This window comes from Alicyclobacillus hesperidum subsp. aegles (genome assembly GCF_027923525.1).
Lineage (GTDB): Bacteria > Bacillota > Bacilli > Alicyclobacillales > Alicyclobacillaceae > Alicyclobacillus > Alicyclobacillus aegles.
Genome location: NZ_BSBJ01000005.1, coordinates 132,700 through 149,778 on the forward strand (window position 1 = coordinate 132,700; position 17,079 = coordinate 149,778).

General features: G+C 53.6%; 16 protein-coding genes and 1 pseudogene. 11 read left to right on the plus strand and 6 right to left on the minus strand.

Annotation, left to right across the window (positions count from 1 at the left end):
* Positions 1–23 precede the first annotated feature (23 nt).
* Positions 24–812 carry an enoyl-CoA hydratase/isomerase family protein gene (locus QMF38_RS03480; RefSeq protein WP_281758676.1) on the plus strand — a complete coding sequence of 263 codons (789 nt, stop codon included), beginning with the start codon at positions 24–26 and terminating at the stop codon, positions 810–812.
* A gap of 196 nt (positions 813–1,008) precedes the next feature.
* Here QMF38_RS03480 and QMF38_RS03485 read toward each other — a convergent pair whose 3' ends face one another.
* Positions 1,009–1,446: a VOC family protein gene (locus tag QMF38_RS03485; RefSeq protein ID WP_281758677.1), complete on the minus strand. Its 438-nt coding sequence runs from the start codon at positions 1,444–1,446 to the stop codon at positions 1,009–1,011.
* Positions 1,447–1,616: 170 nt separating this feature from the next.
* Here QMF38_RS03485 and QMF38_RS03490 point away from each other — a divergent pair, with 170 nt between their 5' ends.
* Together QMF38_RS03490 and QMF38_RS03495 are read left to right on the plus strand one after the other, a co-directional pair.
* A complete protein-coding gene (locus QMF38_RS03490; protein WP_058094911.1) occupies positions 1,617–1,868 on the plus strand; it encodes a hypothetical protein in 252 nt (83 codons plus the stop codon).
* Positions 1,869–1,953: 85 nt separating this feature from the next.
* Positions 1,954–3,456 (plus strand): spore germination protein, encoded by a 1,503-nt coding sequence (locus QMF38_RS03495; RefSeq protein WP_281758678.1) that lies wholly within the window; start codon positions 1,954–1,956, stop codon positions 3,454–3,456.
* 51 nt (positions 3,457–3,507) lie between these two features.
* Here the strand turns inward: QMF38_RS03495 and QMF38_RS03500 are convergent, their stop codons facing one another.
* On the minus strand, positions 3,508–4,293 hold the full coding sequence (locus QMF38_RS03500) for a C40 family peptidase (protein WP_281758679.1): 786 nt from the start codon (positions 4,291–4,293) through the stop codon (positions 3,508–3,510).
* A gap of 273 nt (positions 4,294–4,566) precedes the next feature.
* On the opposite strand from QMF38_RS03500, the gene galE reads away from it, so the two are divergent.
* A complete protein-coding gene (gene galE / locus QMF38_RS03505; protein WP_281758816.1) occupies positions 4,567–5,604 on the plus strand; it encodes a UDP-glucose 4-epimerase GalE in 1,038 nt (345 codons plus the stop codon).
* 13 nt (positions 5,605–5,617) lie between these two features.
* Here galE and QMF38_RS03510 read toward each other — a convergent pair whose 3' ends face one another.
* Positions 5,618–7,204: a putative polysaccharide biosynthesis protein gene (locus QMF38_RS03510; RefSeq protein ID WP_281758680.1), complete on the minus strand. Its 1,587-nt coding sequence runs from the start codon at positions 7,202–7,204 to the stop codon at positions 5,618–5,620.
* A gap of 237 nt (positions 7,205–7,441) precedes the next feature.
* Between QMF38_RS03510 and QMF38_RS03515 the strand changes: the two genes are divergently transcribed.
* Both QMF38_RS03515 and QMF38_RS03520 read left to right on the plus strand, forming a co-directional pair.
* Entirely contained in the window at positions 7,442–8,932 is a 1,491-nt protein-coding gene (locus tag QMF38_RS03515; RefSeq protein ID WP_281758681.1) for a hypothetical protein, read from the plus strand.
* A 158-nt stretch (positions 8,933–9,090) separates the two neighbouring features.
* Positions 9,091–9,690, plus strand: a pseudogene (locus tag QMF38_RS03520) (AAA family ATPase); the annotation flags it as partial.
* An 82-nt stretch (positions 9,691–9,772) separates the two neighbouring features.
* Here QMF38_RS03520 and QMF38_RS03525 read toward each other — a convergent pair.
* Entirely contained in the window at positions 9,773–10,213 is a 441-nt protein-coding gene (locus QMF38_RS03525; protein ID WP_281758682.1) for a PTS sugar transporter subunit IIA, read from the minus strand.
* 47 nt (positions 10,214–10,260) lie between these two features.
* Positions 10,261–10,518: an HPr family phosphocarrier protein gene (locus QMF38_RS03530; protein WP_058094905.1), complete on the minus strand. Its 258-nt coding sequence runs from the start codon at positions 10,516–10,518 to the stop codon at positions 10,261–10,263.
* A gap of 226 nt (positions 10,519–10,744) precedes the next feature.
* On the opposite strand from QMF38_RS03530, the gene QMF38_RS03535 reads away from it, so the two are divergent.
* From QMF38_RS03535 to QMF38_RS03545, 3 genes are read left to right on the plus strand one after another with little or no spacing between them, the layout of a single operon-like run.
* Positions 10,745–11,527, plus strand: a complete 783-nt coding sequence (locus QMF38_RS03535; protein ID WP_281758817.1) for a DeoR/GlpR family DNA-binding transcription regulator — start codon at positions 10,745–10,747, stop codon at positions 11,525–11,527.
* Between the two features lie 14 nt (positions 11,528–11,541).
* Complete coding sequence (gene pfkB, locus QMF38_RS03540) at positions 11,542–12,507, plus strand: 1-phosphofructokinase (RefSeq protein WP_281758683.1); 966 nt, start codon at positions 11,542–11,544, stop codon at positions 12,505–12,507.
* Between the two features lie 2 nt (positions 12,508–12,509).
* Complete coding sequence (locus QMF38_RS03545; protein WP_281758684.1) at positions 12,510–13,913, plus strand: PTS fructose transporter subunit IIC; 1,404 nt, start codon at positions 12,510–12,512, stop codon at positions 13,911–13,913.
* A 121-nt stretch (positions 13,914–14,034) separates the two neighbouring features.
* Here QMF38_RS03545 and QMF38_RS03550 read toward each other — a convergent pair whose 3' ends face one another.
* The gene (locus QMF38_RS03550; protein ID WP_281758685.1) at positions 14,035–15,114 is read right to left on the minus strand and encodes an NAD(P)H-dependent flavin oxidoreductase; all 1,080 of its coding nucleotides are present in this window, start codon (positions 15,112–15,114) and stop codon (positions 14,035–14,037) included.
* Positions 15,115–15,224: 110 nt separating this feature from the next.
* Between QMF38_RS03550 and QMF38_RS03555 the strand changes: the two genes are divergently transcribed.
* Complete coding sequence (locus tag QMF38_RS03555) at positions 15,225–15,416, plus strand: hypothetical protein (protein WP_281758686.1); 192 nt, start codon at positions 15,225–15,227, stop codon at positions 15,414–15,416.
* On the plus strand, positions 15,413–17,074 hold the full coding sequence (locus QMF38_RS03560) for a recombinase family protein (RefSeq protein ID WP_281758687.1): 1,662 nt from the start codon (positions 15,413–15,415) through the stop codon (positions 17,072–17,074). The genes QMF38_RS03555 and QMF38_RS03560 overlap by 4 nt, the downstream gene beginning before the upstream one ends.
* Positions 17,075–17,079 lie beyond the last annotated feature (5 nt).

Consider the following 17,079-nt stretch of genomic DNA (forward strand, 5'->3'; position numbering starts at 1 on the left):
CTCATCGGTGGAGAGGGATGAAGATGGAGCATCTTTTGGTCGAAACGAAGGAAGGCGTGCGTACACTGACATTGAACAGACCTGAACGTCTGAATGCCATCCATGAACCACTAAGTTGCGAGATTATTCAGGCGTTTGAGGAGGCCTCTGCTGATGACGAAGTCCGTGTCGTCGTCGTTATGGGGAGCGGCCGTGGTTTTTGCGCTGGGCTTGACCTGGTAGACTTTTCACAGGGACAATCATCCGCAACATCGAGGCACCATCATTTGGACGAACTGGGCTGGGTGGGTCGGCAGGCATTGGCGATTGTGCACTGTGATAAACCGGTGATCGCCGCGGTAAATGGGATTGCAGCTGGTGCTGGACTTGCGTTGTCTCTGGCCTGTGACATGCGTTTTATGTCGGCAAGTGCACGGCTCACAACGGGGTACATCCGCCGTGGTCTAAGCCCTGACGCAGGTATGACGTATTTTCTGCCGCGGTTGGTCGGACAGGCAAAGGCTTGTGAACTCATTCTGACAGGACGGGATATCTACCCCGAGGAAGCGGAACGAATTGGACTGGTAAATGGGATTTTCTCCGATGATGAGTTCCACGAACAGGTTTTACATGTCGCACGGGAACTGGCGTCTGGCCCGCCAATCGCGATGACATTCTCGAAAAGACTGCTTGTTGCAAGTCTTGATGCGGATTTGACAACGATTCTTAAACAAGAGTTTAGTCTGATTAAGCAATGTTTCGGTACGAAAGATGTGCAGGAAGGGATCCAAGCCTTTATTGACAAACGAAAGCCTGTATTTCGGGGAGAATAGCTCAGTGGCTGCTTTCGCGAGCCAATTTCGTGGAGGGAGCGGGGAATAAGAGTATCTAGACCAGCTGCGCATGGTCATCAGCCTCCCGTGGGTGCAGACGAACAGATTGAGCGTCACGGGAGGTCTTTTTAGGTCTGATCGCCTTTTTCAAATTCGTTCAGTCACGAAAGGTTGTTGCCGAGGGAAACCCTTGTTTTCACGTCAATCGTTGCGCCAATTCCAAAATTACGCCCTCCGGTCCACGAACGAAGCATAGCTTATAACTTTCTTGATACTGTTGTACCTCGCTAAAAAGTTCTATGCCTTTCTTTTTCAGGTTGTCGACGATGTTATCGATATCTTCCACCACAAATGCAAGATGTCGGATGCCCAGTGTATTGATCTTGGGCTTTGAGATCTCAGGTTCATCAGATGGCGCTTTATATTTGACAAGTTCAATCCATGTTTGTCCATCTGCTGTTCCCAATGCAACACACGCAGTTTTCACACCCGTAAGGCCAAGAACGTGATCCAACCATTCTCCTTCCATTTCCCATTCCGCTTGTACCACAAGCCCTAAATCAACAAAAAAGGATGTAGCGGCTTGGAGATCCTGAACATTGAGACTCACGTGGTCGATCCGATGAACCTTCATATTTTATCTCCTGTCGTCCAGGGCGAGAAAAACCCTTCCTTCCTGGAAGTATCTTGTACATGTTTGCATGTTATCACATAGGCGGTTGTTTATGTAGCTGTTTGTGCATATCGCAAAGGATAGGTCCGTGCATATAATCGGCTATGTCGCTGTCGTCTGGAGGGAGACTCGTGGTACAACCGATGCAATCGCAGCAGTCCTGGCGACGCGCGGAAGAATCCGCGCGGCATGGATTGTTCGTATTCTTAATTCTCCTTACGTTGGCCAACCTCGACATCATGGCACGCTCAACGCGCCGTGAACAAGAGAATGCGACAAAAGAATGGGTGGCCTGGGGTGTGGTCTTTGTCCTTCTAGCGTTTTTCATCATTGTCCCGGAACAAGAACAGATTCAGGCTAGGGTGGCGGCGGCTGGACGCTAAGCCAGGCGCCTAATACCCGTACATAAAATGTCCTTCGAAATGGCATGGATAAGATCCGAGAACGTCATTTGGAGGAATATGTGATATGCAGCAGTATGTCGAACCGGCTCCGACGCAACCTGTCAGTCGTAATCTGCAGGACAACGTCAATTACATTAATCAGTTGCTTGGCATCGGCACCACATGGGACATCATGGCCAAGCCGTTCCGCTACGGCAAACTCAATATGATGTCGTATGTGACAAACGGCTTTTTCCTCACGATGAACGTCGTCCTGATCCTCGACAGTTTTCATAAATGTGTCGAAGAATTTGAACGGCAACATGAGGGCGAGGACTACACGATTGAGGACCTTGTTTTTTACTTGAACACGCATATCGACTTTGTGCAGGTTCAAGTTATTGACCAGATGTCGGACGCGGTGCGATTCATTTTATCGGGGCCGTTGGTCACGTTTATCGATGGTTACGATAAGGTGTTGAATATCGACACCCGCGTCTATCCGATGCGCAGCATTTCACCGCCGATGATCGAGCGCGTTGTCCGGGGCAACCACGACGGGTTTACGGAAACGATGTTGATGAACACGACGCTCATCCGGCGCCGTCTGCGCGACCCAAGACTGCGCAACGAACTGTACCAGATTGGTGATCGCGGGCAGACGGACGTCAGTTTGATGTATATCAAGGATGTTGCGGATGAGGACACGGTGGCTTCGATTCGCGAGCTCATTCGCGGAGTTAAGACAGGCGGTATGATGATGGGGGAACAACAGTTGGTCGACTTGATCGGCAAGGTCAAGTGGAACCCATATCCCATTGTCCGTTACACGGAACGTCCAGATGTCGCAGCGACTGCACTTCTTGAGGGACAAGTTTGTATTGTCGTCGATACGACGGCGGAAGTCATCATTGCGCCAACGACGTTCTTCCAGCACATTCAGCATCCTCAGGAATATCACTCTTTCCCGCTCGTCGGTACCTATTTACGTTGGGTGATCGCAATTGCGGTGTTCATGAGTATCTTTTTGCCTGGCGTGTTTTTGTTGGCGAACCAACACCCAGGAATCCTTCCGCATTGGGCGCTGTTCTTTATGGCGACTCGAAACGATCCGATGCCGTTATGGGCCGAATTGCTATTGGCGGAGTTCGCGCTCGACGTCTTACGGTTTGCCGTCCTCAATACGCCTGTGACGATGTCGTCAGCCATCGGCATTGTGTCGGCATTATTGTTCGGCCAATTTGCCACCACGATCCACTTGTTGCAACCGGAAGTTCTGGTGTACATGGGCTTTGTCATGATCGCGCAGTATGCGACGACCTCGTTTGAACTGGCATCGGCCAACCAATTGTCACGGTTGTGGATCATGTTATGGACGGCGGTGCTCAACTGGGGTGGGTTTATTATTGGTACGGTTACGTGGCTGGCTTTGCTCCTGTTCACGAAGTCGTTTGGCAAGCCGTACTTATGGCCGTTGATTCCGTTCCGCTGGAAGAATGGTCTGCGCGACCTCGTTGTCAGGTGGCCCAGTCAGGACCTTGCAGGTGTACCCGAAATCCTCAAACGCAAGCGCGGGCGTTTGAAATAATACAGAACGGCGGAGCTGTGTAAGCCCCGCCGTTTTTAAGTACTGGAAGATTTAAAACATTCGTTTGACAGCCGATAGATGGTTATACCAATACGATCCGGGAGCGACGCTGAGATAGCCTACTTTCGCAAGCCCTCCGCCACATTGAATCATTTGGCCGTTGCCGACATAAATGCCGACGTGCCCGCCGTCGTTAAAGCACAATAGGTCACCTGGTTGCATGTCGGAAATGGGAACAGGTGTACCGACCGATTGATATTGCTTTATAGATGACGTCGTAAACGAGTATCCCAGCGCGTGATGGTACACATACTCTGCGAAGTTGGAGCAGTCAAACCCATATTGTCCGCGATCTTCGTTGTGATCAAGCCGATAGGGAGTGCCCAATTTGCTTTGTGCAACTTGCAATATTGCGGCAAATTTCGCGGCGTTGGACGCCGTGATGGGGGCAATCGGCGTAATCGAGGGATCAAGCGTCACGCCAGGTGGCAAGGAGAAAATAACTTGATTCACTTGCTTCGTGTAGTAGGAGGTTGTCGTGATATACCCGGTTTTTCCGTCCGGAGCCTGTACATGATACCAATAGCGATTCCCACCAGCAAGAAGCTTTAATTCTGTGCCTACAGGTTCCAACTGAATGCGGCCAGAATAGAGCCTTGGCTGTCGAATGATATAAGCACTATGCAGAACTTGCACAGCGGGTTGTGTCACGCTTTGTCCACCGCTGGTGGGGCTGCCTCCAACGCCTGCCGACGTGTTTGCCATAGCTACGGAACTGCCCAGCGACAGAGCTGCACATGCGGCGACAATGGATGCAGATACGGCTTTAAGCTTCATGCCAAGTGCCTCCCTCTATCTTTGGTTTGCTATTCGATGAACGGGATGGAAAGTCAACAATCCCATTCCAGTAACGGATCTCATGGATTCATTTTGGTATTCTGAGATCTCGTTTCCTTTCCGATCATAGCATGCGTATAACTTTCATGGGATATATAAATGGTAGAATAAGAGGGAATGTGAGGATCAATTTCCTTGCGGCGTTTCCGTGATGTTTCCAAGCGGGGCGTCGTGATGGTGATGTTCCAAACAAAATTCGGTATAGTGGTCATGATGGATAGCTTTTTGGAGGTGGCGTGTTTGATTCTTGTGACGGGAGCAGCTGGGTATATCGGATCGCACACATGCGTCTCGCTGTTAAATGCAGGCTACGACATTGTCGCGATCGACAACTTTGCCAACAGCAAGCCGGAAGCACTATCGCGTGTGCAGGAGATCACCGGCAAGACGTTTTCCATACATAGTGTGGACATGCTCAATCAGGAGGATTTGGATGCCGTCTTTGCGGAGAGCAACATTGAAGCGGTCGTTCATTTTGCAGGTCTCAAGGCGGTCGGCGAATCGGTTGCACAACCTCTGCGCTACTATGAAAACAATCTTGTGAGTACCATCAATCTGTGCAAGTCGATGCAAAAACATGGGGTCAAAAAGATTGTTTTCAGTTCCTCTGCGACCGTATACGGTGCGCAAGAACAAGTTCCGTTGCGCGAAGACATGCCAATTGCGCCTGTCAATCCGTACGGGCAGACGAAGGCGATGATCGAGCAAATTTTGCGCGATTTGGCTGTTGCGGACGAGCAATTTGGTGCGGCACTGCTTCGGTATTTTAATCCTGTGGGTGCGCATGCCAGCGGTCGTATCGGGGAGGACCCACAAGGAATTCCGAACAACCTCGTACCCTATGTCGCGCAGGTTGCCGTCGGTAAACGTGCGGAATTGACCGTTCATGGTGGCGATTACGATACACCTGATGGGACAGGAATTCGCGATTACATTCACGTGATGGACCTGGCGGATGGGCACGTGAAAGCCTTGGCTTGGGTGATGAACCATACCGGTGCGGAGGCTTTCAACCTGGGTACGGGCAAAGGTTCAAGCGTTCTTGAAGTCGTCCACGCGTTTGAACAGGCGTCCGGGGTGCGCATTCCTTACCATATCGGACCGCGGCGGCCAGGAGATGCGGCGCGCAGCTTTGCCGATCCGACAAAGGCACAGCGGATCCTCGGTTGGCAAGCCACGAAATCACTGGCCGATATGTGTGAGGACACTTGGCATTGGCAAAGCCAAAACCCAAACGGGTACGGCGAATAAGTCCCGCTGGTCCTCAGGTAAGAAAGGGCATGCGCCCCATGGCATATGCCAACAGAGGCCCGATAAACGGAATTTTGACGAGCTGCTCCGGGCGTGCGATCCGCAAGTATACCGCGACGATAAAGTATACGAGGATACCGACGATCCCGGAGCAAGCGACTTGCAACCAGGGCGTGGCAAAGCGGAATGCATGCTGGATTTCGTGGATGGGAATTGACGCGGCCGCAGCAGCAATCAGCATTTTTCCGATATTCGTGAAGTTGATCCACAAGGTCACATAGCGGCGGACACACAAGATGCTCAGCATGCAGCTGACGATCCCGCTAATCGCCACGGCGGTTGCCACACCGTAAATGCCGTCGTGCGCGATCGCGACGAAATAATAGATGCCTGCGATCCGGATCGAACTTGTCACGACGGAGATAAAAGTCGAGACGGCGGCTTTGTTTAGTCCTTGCAGAACGGCTGAAAGAGGGTCGAGCACGTACAAAAACGCGCATGTCGGCGCCAGATAGGCAAGAAGGTCACCAGCGAGGTGATCGCGATAAATGGTGAGCGCAGCGTCGTGCCCGGCGAGCATGAAGAACATCATCGCTGGAAATGCAATGAATGCGGTGGCTTGCACAGCTTGATTCAAACGACGCGTCACCAGCCGTTCGTCCCGCAACGCGGCGGCTTCGGAGACCGCGGGTATGACGACGGACGAAATGGCCGAGGAGAGCACGGTTGGCAAGAACAAAAGCTCCATTGCCATCGCGAACGCACCGTACAACGTCGTTGCACTTGTCTTGGCAATTCCAGACGCAGCAAAGGCGGCGTACATAACAGCCGGCTCCGCGGCAAATGCCACAATGCCAATGACGTTGGTCATCGTCGTCGGGGCTGCAACGGCAGCGAGATCGCGAACGACGCCATCTGCTTTGCCCACGGTTGACGACGGCAACCGCCCATCCCGGGGTGTGAGTGCATATCGATCGCGGCGTATGTATTTCCAGAGCATGAACAGGTAGCCGGCTGTTTCGCCGAGGCCTGCCCCCATCATAATCCCCAGTGCCCCGTAGGCAATTCCGTAATGATTCAACCAAATGACAAGTGGGATGGTCGCCGCTGTTCGAACCGCCGTTTCGACGACCCACGCCGCAGCTGGCGGCGTCTGGTTTTGAATCCCCATGTAATACCCAGCCATCACCGAGGATAAACAAACGACCGGGATCCGAAACATCGCCCCAATGAATGCAGGGATTGCGCGGGGATCCAACCAATGGCGTCCGATATCGGGCGCGATCGCCAGCGCGGCAATGCAAACGCTCGTCGACAGGATGAGCACCGTAACGTTGGCTATTCGCCACGCTCTACGGGCTTTCCCGTAACGCCCGAGCGCCAGGTTCTCGGCAATGACTTTCGAGAGAGCAGGTGGCAGAGCGAACGTCGAGATCGTGAGAAGAAAGAAGAACAGCGGGTTGATGGTTTGAAACAGTCCAAACCCTTGAGCCCCCAACTGTCTGGCGATGACAATCTGAATGGTCATCGCCATTGCCTTGGTCGCGACGCCTGCTGCGGCCATCACGACAGCGCCTTGGAGAAACGACTGTTTTGGCATAGCTATCCCTTCAATCGCTCTAGATTGCATAGATAGGGTATGTCCGAAGGCGCGGACAAAGACCACAAGAACATATTTTCACCTGCCACAAGCCCATATGGATGGACAATCTAAGCAATAGCCAGGTTCTTGAAGTGAATTTGAAGCAGGTGCTTTAGTTTACCCGGTAGATAACCAGACAGACGCCGCCCACAGGGGTGGCTTTGATTTCGGGAGATTTACTGGGGGTGAGTCTTTATGCAACGAACAAAGTGGGTTGTAGCGAGCATGAGTCTCGGCTTGTTACTTGCCGCAACAGGCTGTGCTACGGATATGGCGGCAGACAGGGCAGGGGAGGCCGATATTCATCCGAAAGTCAGCACGGTGTCAGATGTGGCGAACAGTACCGAAACCACTGGCGACGAAACCCATGCGACCGCTGCGACACAACAAGGTGGCTCGACAGCGCCTTCTTCGGCCGATGAGCAGACTATGTTATATAACACGCACAAACCGCCGCAAGTGTACGGCATGCGCAAATTCCCGTATCCGTACCAGGCCATGCTGGCCATCTCGTCGGATGCGGATAGCGAAACGCTGCGCAAGTTCAATTTGGTGCACGAATTTATCAACACGACGCAGATGACGCCGCTTGGCCGGGGACTCGGTCTCGACTTTGCCGATTCATTTTTTATGTACAACGGCAACAATGAGCCAGGTTACGTCGATATCAACCACGAGCCGATGGCTGACGAATTGTCATATTTCAAAGGCGTATCGGACAAACCCTATGCGGCGAGTATTATCAATCACTACATTCATGTCGGCTGGATTGATACCATGCACACCTATGGCGATTTCAGCAGGGTCAATCCGAACCAGACCTTGTTCACGCGGCAGTTGGCTGAACAGGCCATAGAGGCGTTAAAGGCAAACGGCGATGTCATTACCGTGTGGACCGATCACGGCAACAAGTCTAACGTAGATAATTTCGGGAACTACGGTAAGTCTACGTTTTATTCGTATCAACAAGGCGCCAATCCGTGGTCCAAGTATTACCATACAGACTTGACCATTCCCTATGGCATTCGATTTGTGTGGCCGGACTCATCGAGCGATGAGTTTGGCATGAAGTCGATGATTTATCCGTTGATGTTGCCAGATGGACAACGGGTATGGGGATTTTGGCGGTACACAAACGTCGGGTATACCAAAAAGGGAGACCCGGAGTGGGACTGGACGCCATTCAATCTTGACGAGCAGTTGACGCCCGCGCATTTTGCGCAAATTGAGCGGGAGCACGAGTACTCCATTGTAGCTCAACATTTGTCGGGAACGAATTATCCTGGCGTTCTCCCGAAAAGTGCGGTCGAAGCGCTGCGCCTGTTGGCGGCACAATACCACGAAGGGAAAATTCTGGTCACGCGTACCAGCCGCTTGTTGACCTATAATGTGGCGCAGCAGTACGTCTGGTACGATGTCACGTACGGGCAGGGAAAGGCCTACATTCATATTCGAGCCATTCTCGATCCGGTCTTTGGGAAATATGTTCCCACTATCGATGAGATTCGTGGTCTGACATTCTATACGTCCAATCCAGCCGAAACGGTGCTTGAGATTGGCAACACGCCAATACCTGCGCAGTTCGTACAGGACAACCACAGTGATGGCGTCCACCCAAGCGTGGCCATTACATGGTGGCCGGTCGACACGACCAACTACGCAGAAACGGCGCCAGGCGTGAAATAACTCCATTTATTCGCGATAAGGTAAAAAGGCTCGGGAAGGCGTGCATGGGCTTCCAGGGCCTTTTTTATATGGGCGATCACCCATCTTTCACTTCGCGCATAGGTTGTCGAAGCGGTGACCACAATCATCACAACGACGGAATGCGGGGTGGTCCTTACATGAGATTGACAAATGGCAATCGGCCACAGCCTCCCAATTGGAAGTCTGCACATGGCGTGATCGAACAGTATGAGCGCGGACAAATCGCGTTATCAGAAGCACTACAACAGCTCACTGGTGAACCAGTGCCGCCGCAAGGCGGCCGTGAACCGGCCATCGAAAAAGAAAGGCTACAGTCGCTGCTCGCGGAGTTGGACGAATTGATTGGTCTTGATGAAGTAAAACGCGTCGTCCGCGAAATCTTTGCTTTTGTCTATATTCAACAGTTGCGCACGCGGCAGCATCTAAAAGCTGAACCTGTGGTACTTCATATGGTGTTCTTCGGCAACCCCGGAACTGGGAAGACGACCGTTGCTCGCATCTTGGCACGCTTGTTCCACGAGTGTGGGCTGTTGGCCGAAGGCCATCTGGTGGAGGTGGAGCGTGCAGATTTGGTCGGTGAATACATCGGCCATACGGCGCAAAAGACGCGTGAGTTGATCAAGAAGGCGCTCGGGGGCGTTTTGTTTATCGACGAGGCGTATTCGTTAGCACGGGGGGGAGAGAAAGATTTTGGCCGTGAGGCCATCGACTGTTTGGTTAAGACGATGGTTGAAATGTCGCGTGTTTCACCACGGCGCAGATCTTGCGTGCAAGCCGCGGGTGCACGTTTGCTCCTCGCGGCTTGCTACACACCGTGTTTTATTGAAGTTCGGCGTTCACGTACTGGACTAACGCATCCGCACTCGCGATGGTCTTGATTTGTTGGACAAAGTCTTCATGCATCAACTTGCGGGCTAGCTTGGACAAGATTTTTAGGTGTTCACCCGCCGCATCTGCCGGTACGAGAATGACAAACAACGTATCCACCGGAGCGCCGTCGAGGCTGTTCCAGTCAACGGGATTCGCCAATCGTGCAAACAGTAGTGTTGGCTCTTTTACAGCGTTCGATTTTCCATGGGGAATGGCGATGCCTTTGCCAAAGCCGGTTGTCCCTTCTTGCTCGCGATCCAAGACGGCTTGGACGACGGCGTTGGCATCTCCAATCCGCCCTGTACTAGCCGCCACGGCTACCACTTTGCGAATGGCGTCCTCCTGGCCGTCCGCTGTCACGTCATAAAGCACATGTTGTGAATCTAACATACAGTTTCATTCCTTTTCCGTTCAGTATAAAAATTTCAAAACGAAGATCAGAGGGTCGAGGTCAAAATGGCGGTTAAGGCTCGTACCGCTTCTTCTTCATCTTGTCCATCTGCCTTGACGAGTACTTGTGTACCTTTGGCAACGGCAAGGCTTAAAATCCCAAGAATGCTTTTACCATCCACGCTTTTGTCCCCTACCTGCAAAGAAATATGCGAAGAGAAGCGCTGTGCGGCGCTGACGAACTCCGAGGCTGGACGTGCGTGTAAGCCCGACTCCAACTGGACAACAACACTTTGTTCCTTCATCGTGCAAGTCACCCTCATTTCAGTTGATCATTCATGTGCGCGAGTGTGCGCGAATGCGCAGTTATTTGGTTCAACCGCGCAATGTGTCGACTTTTGACTATAAAGCGTTTTCACCATCTCCAACAAACCATTGACACAATCAAATTCTACACCATATAATGAGCGCATTCAATAGAATATGAGCAAATATACTCACGCGTCATGACGGTTTGTGCTTGAAATGGAGGTGAATCCGTTGTTCGCCGATGAGCGAAAGGCTCAAATTGCCGCGTATGTGCAAACCCATAAGAGCGTCACGGTGTCGATGCTGGCTCAGATGTTGGCGACGTCAGAATCGACCATTCGCCGAGATCTGCAGGAACTTGAGGAACATGGCCACCTTCGCCGCACGCACGGCGGCGCTATCGCTGTCGAAGTCGCTTCCTTTGAACCGACTTGGCAGGAGAAACATGTGCGGCATGCGCAGGAGAAGGTACGCATCGCGCGCTGTGCGATAAAGCGGATCGCACCTGGGCAGACAGTTCTGCTCGATGGCGGCACGACGACCTACCAAATTGCAAAACAGTTGTCTATCGACGGTGTAACCGTTATCACCAACAGCATCGATATTGCCGCGGAGCTCTCCATGCGGCCTGGCGTTCATCTCGTCGTTCTTGGTGGCGAATTTCGCAACACGACTGGCGCGCTGGTCGGCCCGTTCACTGAACAAATGCTGTCTGGTGTGCACGTCGATATTGCCTTCATCGGTGCCAACGGCGTGGATCCGACTGGCATTACAACACCCAACACGCTCGAGGCAGCGACCAAGCGCGCGATGGTGGCATGTGCACAGACCGTGTGCGTTGTGGCGGATAGTAGCAAATTTGGTCAGGTCAGCTTTGTCCGAGTTTGCGAATGGAAGGACGTCGATGTTCTATACAGCGATGCGCCTCTTCAAGATCCGGAGTTGGCTGGTGTTCTACAAAGAAACGACGTCATCTACGCCTATGATGCGCAGGACGCCGAGTGATAAGGGAGACAGCTATGAGTGACAGAACATGCACCCGGGTTGCATCTGATGTTCCTGTTTTGACCGTAACCATCAATCCAGCGATCGACGTTTTCATTCATGTCGATGAACTTGCGGCGGGAACGCTTCATCGTGTGCCAGCGCCGATCCAGCAGGTCGGAGGCAAAGGGATTAACGTGTCCCGCACGTTGCATGCCCTAGGTCAGGCGAGCATAAGCCTCGGATTCGTCGGTGGCGCACGAGGGGACTGGCTCGAAGCACAGCTTGCCGATATGGTAACCGAATTTACGCACATACGTGAACAAACGCGCATGAATGTGAAAGTGATTGAAACGGACGGTCGCTTAACTGAGTTTAACAGTCCAGCCCCCGCCATTGCAGATAGCGAGTGGCAGTCGTTTCGTCACACCCTGCAACGTCACTTGCCGCACGCGAAATGGCTGGCGCTGTGTGGCAACGTACCCGATACCGTCGATCCGGCTTTTTATCGCGACGCAATTCGTCTGGCTGCCGACCATGGGGTGCGCTGTGTCCTCGACGCCAGTGGTGAGGCCTTGCGCTTGGGCGTGACGGCGAAGCCATTTTTGGTCAAGCCCAATCTTGTCGAACTAGCGGAATTGACAGGTCATGAGGTGATTGAGCCAGAGGACGCAATGGACGGTGCGATGCAATTGGTGCGCACCGGGATTGAACTTGTTGTCGTGTCGATGGGTGGGGATGGCTTGATTGCTGCGACTGCCAAGGAACAGTGGGTCGCGCGTGTACCGAGCGTGCCGGTCGTATCATCCGTGGGTGCGGGCGACGCCGTTGTAGCTGGACTTTTATACGGTTTATCTCAATATTCGTCGCTTCGCGAAGCCGTTCGCTTTGCGGCCGCGGTGGGAACTGCAAAGGTGACCTGCGAAGGAACGAGCAATCCTTCGCGCGATGAAATCGATCACATTTTCCGCGATGTCGAAGTCGCGGCATGGAGGGGCTAAACATGGCAAAAATCGTGGCCATAACTGCTTGTCCGACAGGGATTGCGCACACGTTCATGGCGCAGGAAGCGTTGTTACAGGCTGGTAAGAAGAACAACGTCGAGGTGCGGGTCGAAACACAAGGTGCGAGCGGATCGGAAGACACGCTGACGGCTGCTGAGATCGCTGCGGCGGATGCTGTGATCATCGCGGCGGACAAAAAGGTGGAACTAGACAGGTTTGTCGGCAAGCGCATGTTGCAAACGTCCGTTTCGGCGGCCATTAAGGAGCCCGAAACGCTACTCGCTCAGGCTTTGGATGCGCCGGTCTATGGCGATGCGACACAGGCGTATATGGACGACATCGCTGCCCAAAAGGCCGCCAAAAATCAAGGTACTCCGGCTGTTTACCGCCACTTGATGAACGGGGTATCCAGCATGTTGCCGCTCGTCATCGCCGGCGGCATCTATATCGCATTGTCCACCGCCATCGATATCAACGGTAAAGCCTCGCTCGCAGTGGCGTTTGACAATATCGGCGGGGGTTCGGCCTTTAAGCTATTCGTTCCCATTCTCGCGGCATTCATCGCGCAATCGATCGGCGATCGCGCCGCTTTTGCATCTGGTTTGGTCGGCGGTTGGATCGGCACCCAGGGCTTGATGTACAACGCCGGACCAAACGCCAGTGCAGGCTATCTTGGTGGCATCATCGCCGGTTTTTTGGCTGGTTATGTAACGGTTGGGATACGCAAATGGATTCGCGTTCCACGGACTTTCGAGGGCATTAAAACCGTGCTCATTACGCCGGTGTTGTCGGTTGGTATCGTGGGTCTGCTCATGATTTACGTGCTGGGGCACCCTATCGCGGCGTTGATGAGCGCTATCTCCAACGGATTGACGCATATTGGTGCGAGCGGATCGATTGGACTGGGATTGTTGCTTGGTTTAATGATGGCGTTTGACATGGGTGGTCCGTTCAATAAGGTCGCTTACTTCTTTGCCGTAGGGTTGCTTGGGACCCATACGGTCGAATCGGAGATGATTATGGCTGCCGTGATGGGCGCTGGCATGGTACCGCCGTTGGCCATGGCTCTCTCGACGTTTATCGCTAAACACAAATACACGCAAGAAGAACGTGACGCCGGTAAAGCGGCCATTATTCTTGGCGCATGTTTTATTACCGAGGGCGCGATTCCATTTGCCACGAAAGATCCACTTCGCGTGATCCCGTCCATCATGGTTGGGTCCGCTGTGACTGGTGCCTTGGCCATGCTCTTCCGTGTGACCAATCCTGCCCCGCACGGCGGCGTGTTTGTCTTCCCGCTGATTGGCCACTGGTATCTGTTCATCCTTGCCATCTTGATTGGCGTCGTGGTGGCCGGGTTGCTCGTGACCGCGCTCAAACGTCCGATCGCGCAGGCCGCGTAAGGAGGTTACGCCGTCTATCGCACATGTCGCACCTTCGTCGTGAGACCATAATATGCACGTCCCCGCCGGTTGACGGCGGGGATTTTTTCATCTCAGAGCGATCGCGCTGGTGCGATCGTTCTCATGGGGTGGGCCACCTGCTCGAAAGGCCATGAATGACGCGTTGCGCCTCTTGCATGACGTCCGAGATAATGTCGGCCACAAAATGCTCCGTGGCGAGCCGCACTCCCTGTCCCGCCCACATCGACATGTAATCGATCATGCCGAGCTCGGCGGCGCGTTTGCGGATTTCCTGTGTCATGTAATGCTGTATCGGATACGGGGGAATCGATGCATCGTAGGTGGCCAATTGTTCCATCCATTTTGTGCGAATGCCTCGCGCAAGTTTACCCGAGTAGGCCCTTGTGACGTCCGTGTCCGTTTCGATGGCTTGTTTCACACGCTCTTGGTACAGTGGGTGGGCGCCGCTCTCAGGCGAGGCGAGAAACGCCGTTCCCATTTGTACGGCAGCCGCGCCGAGTGCGAGTGCCGCCGCCAAACCGCGTCCGTCCATGACACCACCTGCAGCGATGACGGGAAGCGACACCGCATCAACCACTTGTGGGATCAACGCAAAGCTTCCGATAAGAGGCTCTTTGGCATAGGGAAGAAATGTGCCGCGGTGGCCGCCGGCTTCCGCACCTTGTACGACAATCGCGCTTGTGCCCACGCGCTCAAGTTCCAGCGCTTCTTCTACCGTGGTGGCCGTGCCAAGGGTCAAAATCCCCTGCTGTTTACAAGCATCCATCACTGCAGGAGCGGGTACTCCGAATGTGAAGCTAAATACAGGAACGCCTTCTTCGAGCACCACTTGCAGTTGGTCTTCAAATCGTGGCGGTTGCGGCACAGTATTGCTCATCGCGTCAAGGCCAAGCCGCGTGCGGATTGGGGCGAGAATTTCACGTATCTGTTTGAGATCGGCGGCATCTGAAGCAATTTCTTTCGGAATGAATAGGTTGACGGCAAACGGCCTGTTCGTGCGCGATTTTACGTGTCGAATCTGCTGTCGCAAGGCATCGGGTGACAAATAGCCCCCACCAATTGTGCCAAGCGCACCGCTGTTGGCAGCGGCGACCACCATCTCCGGCGTGGTGACGCCAGCCATGCCGGCTTGGACGATGGGCAAGGGTACACCTATTAATTGCGTAAAAGCTGTCTGCAAGCATGCCACCTCCAAGATTGGAACTACGTCAAGTATACGGTTTTGCGCGCGGTGCGTGGAAAGTTGGAAAAGCGGATGCTCATACGCTCCACCAGAGGAGCGTGAAGCGTATGCGTAAAGACCTTCATCGACTGCAGGTGATTGCACACGGGAGTGGCCACGGCAAATCGTTGACAGATGTGCTCTGGGATCTGTCAGGTGTCATTTCAGATGTGGCGCACAAGGCGGATGTGGCGTATGGCGAAGCCAGAATCAGCACTTGCAAAAAAATGCCCGATGAAACGGTCGGCGATCAGTCATGATCACTCTGCGCATCGACAAGTCCTTCACGAATCCCTTTCAGGGCGATGATATCGAGCGTCTGCAAACGCGCATCAAGGCAATCATCTACGCTCGTGTGTCGACGCATGGTCAGGCGCGCGACGGCTATTCGCTCGAGTCCCAGGTCGAGATGTGCGCCGCCTTGGCCAAGGAGCAACTTCACGTGGCGGAGGATGAACTGATAGCCGTGATCGAAGCTGGGGACAAAGGCGATGATCCCAATCGTCCCGCGCTCAACTTTGCTCTGTGGCTCGTCGACAAGGGCATTGGTCGCACTTTTATTTGTTTACACCCGGACCGCTTTGCGCGCGCCCTCCATTTACAACTTGTGGTGGCCGATAGAGTCTGGAGCGCGGGGTACGACCTGCACTTCGTCGAGACGGACGAAGTCGACCCGAACAATCCAGAATCGATGTTGCTGTTCAACTTGCAAGGTGCCATCGCACAGTACAATAAAGCTAAAATTCTGGCGAACTCCAGACGCGGCCGGCGGCAAAAGGTGAAGAACGGGAAAATTCCTGGACTCAGGCGGATTTACGGTTACACCTTCGATAAAGAAACTGACACGTTGCGTGAACATCCGGACGAGAAGGCCGTTTATTTGATGATGGTGGATTGGCTACTCAACGGGAAAGATGGCGTGGACATGAGTTTATCCGCGATCGCGCGGGAGTTGTCACTTCTCTCCATACCTGCTCCCAATGGCGACGTGTGGTATCAGGCCACGGTCAGTCGGATCCTTAAAAATCCGGTCTACATGGGCACATTTTATTACGGTAAGACGGAGTATAAGCAACACAAAGGGCGGATCGAGATTGTCAAGCGGCCTATGTGCGAGTGGCTAGCGGTCAGCGTGCCGGCGTTTATCGACGAAGCCACGTATGCGGCGATGCAGGCGAAGATGAGCCGTCTTAGGCACGCAAATCGTGGTTCAAGACCGCAAATACCCTCGTTACTCAAAGGCAAAGTGCGCTGTGGCCGATGCGGTGGTGCAGTTGTCACGGGTGCGCCGTCGCGCAGTAAGACGACGGGCGAGGTGATCCATCGCTATTATGTATGCAGCGGGAAAAGCCGGAAAGTCTACGAGGTCGGGACAGGGCGGGAGATGCATCGATGCAGAGGCCGCAATTGGCGGCAGGACGTGATCGATCAGTGCGTGTGGAGATATCTAGTGCACGTGATTCACGGCGCCGACGACGTACTGCAAGAGATTTTGGCCGATCGCGGCGATCCCGACGAGTGGGAAGTGCGTTTTAAGGAACGGGCGCTGGTCGAAGCATCGCTTCGTGAGAAACACGAGGAGCGTCGTCGCTGGATTCAATTGCGCGTGCGTGGGCGAATCTCCGACATGGAGTTGGACGCGGCTTTGCCGCCCCTCGAACAGGATATCAAACGCCTATCGCGGCGGCTTCACGACCTGGAAGATGCTTTGGCCCGCTTGCAAGATATGCGACAACAAGCTCGCGATGTGGCATCGTCCGTGGCCAACGTAAAGCGGTACATCGCGCAGGAACTCACCGATCACGAACGCCGGAAGTTGGTGAACAGGCTGGTTGAATGGGTCGTTCTACATGACGACGCGATCGAAATCATTACCGCCTGGGACTGCCCCCGGACTATTGTTTTTCAACCATCGTGAAGGGC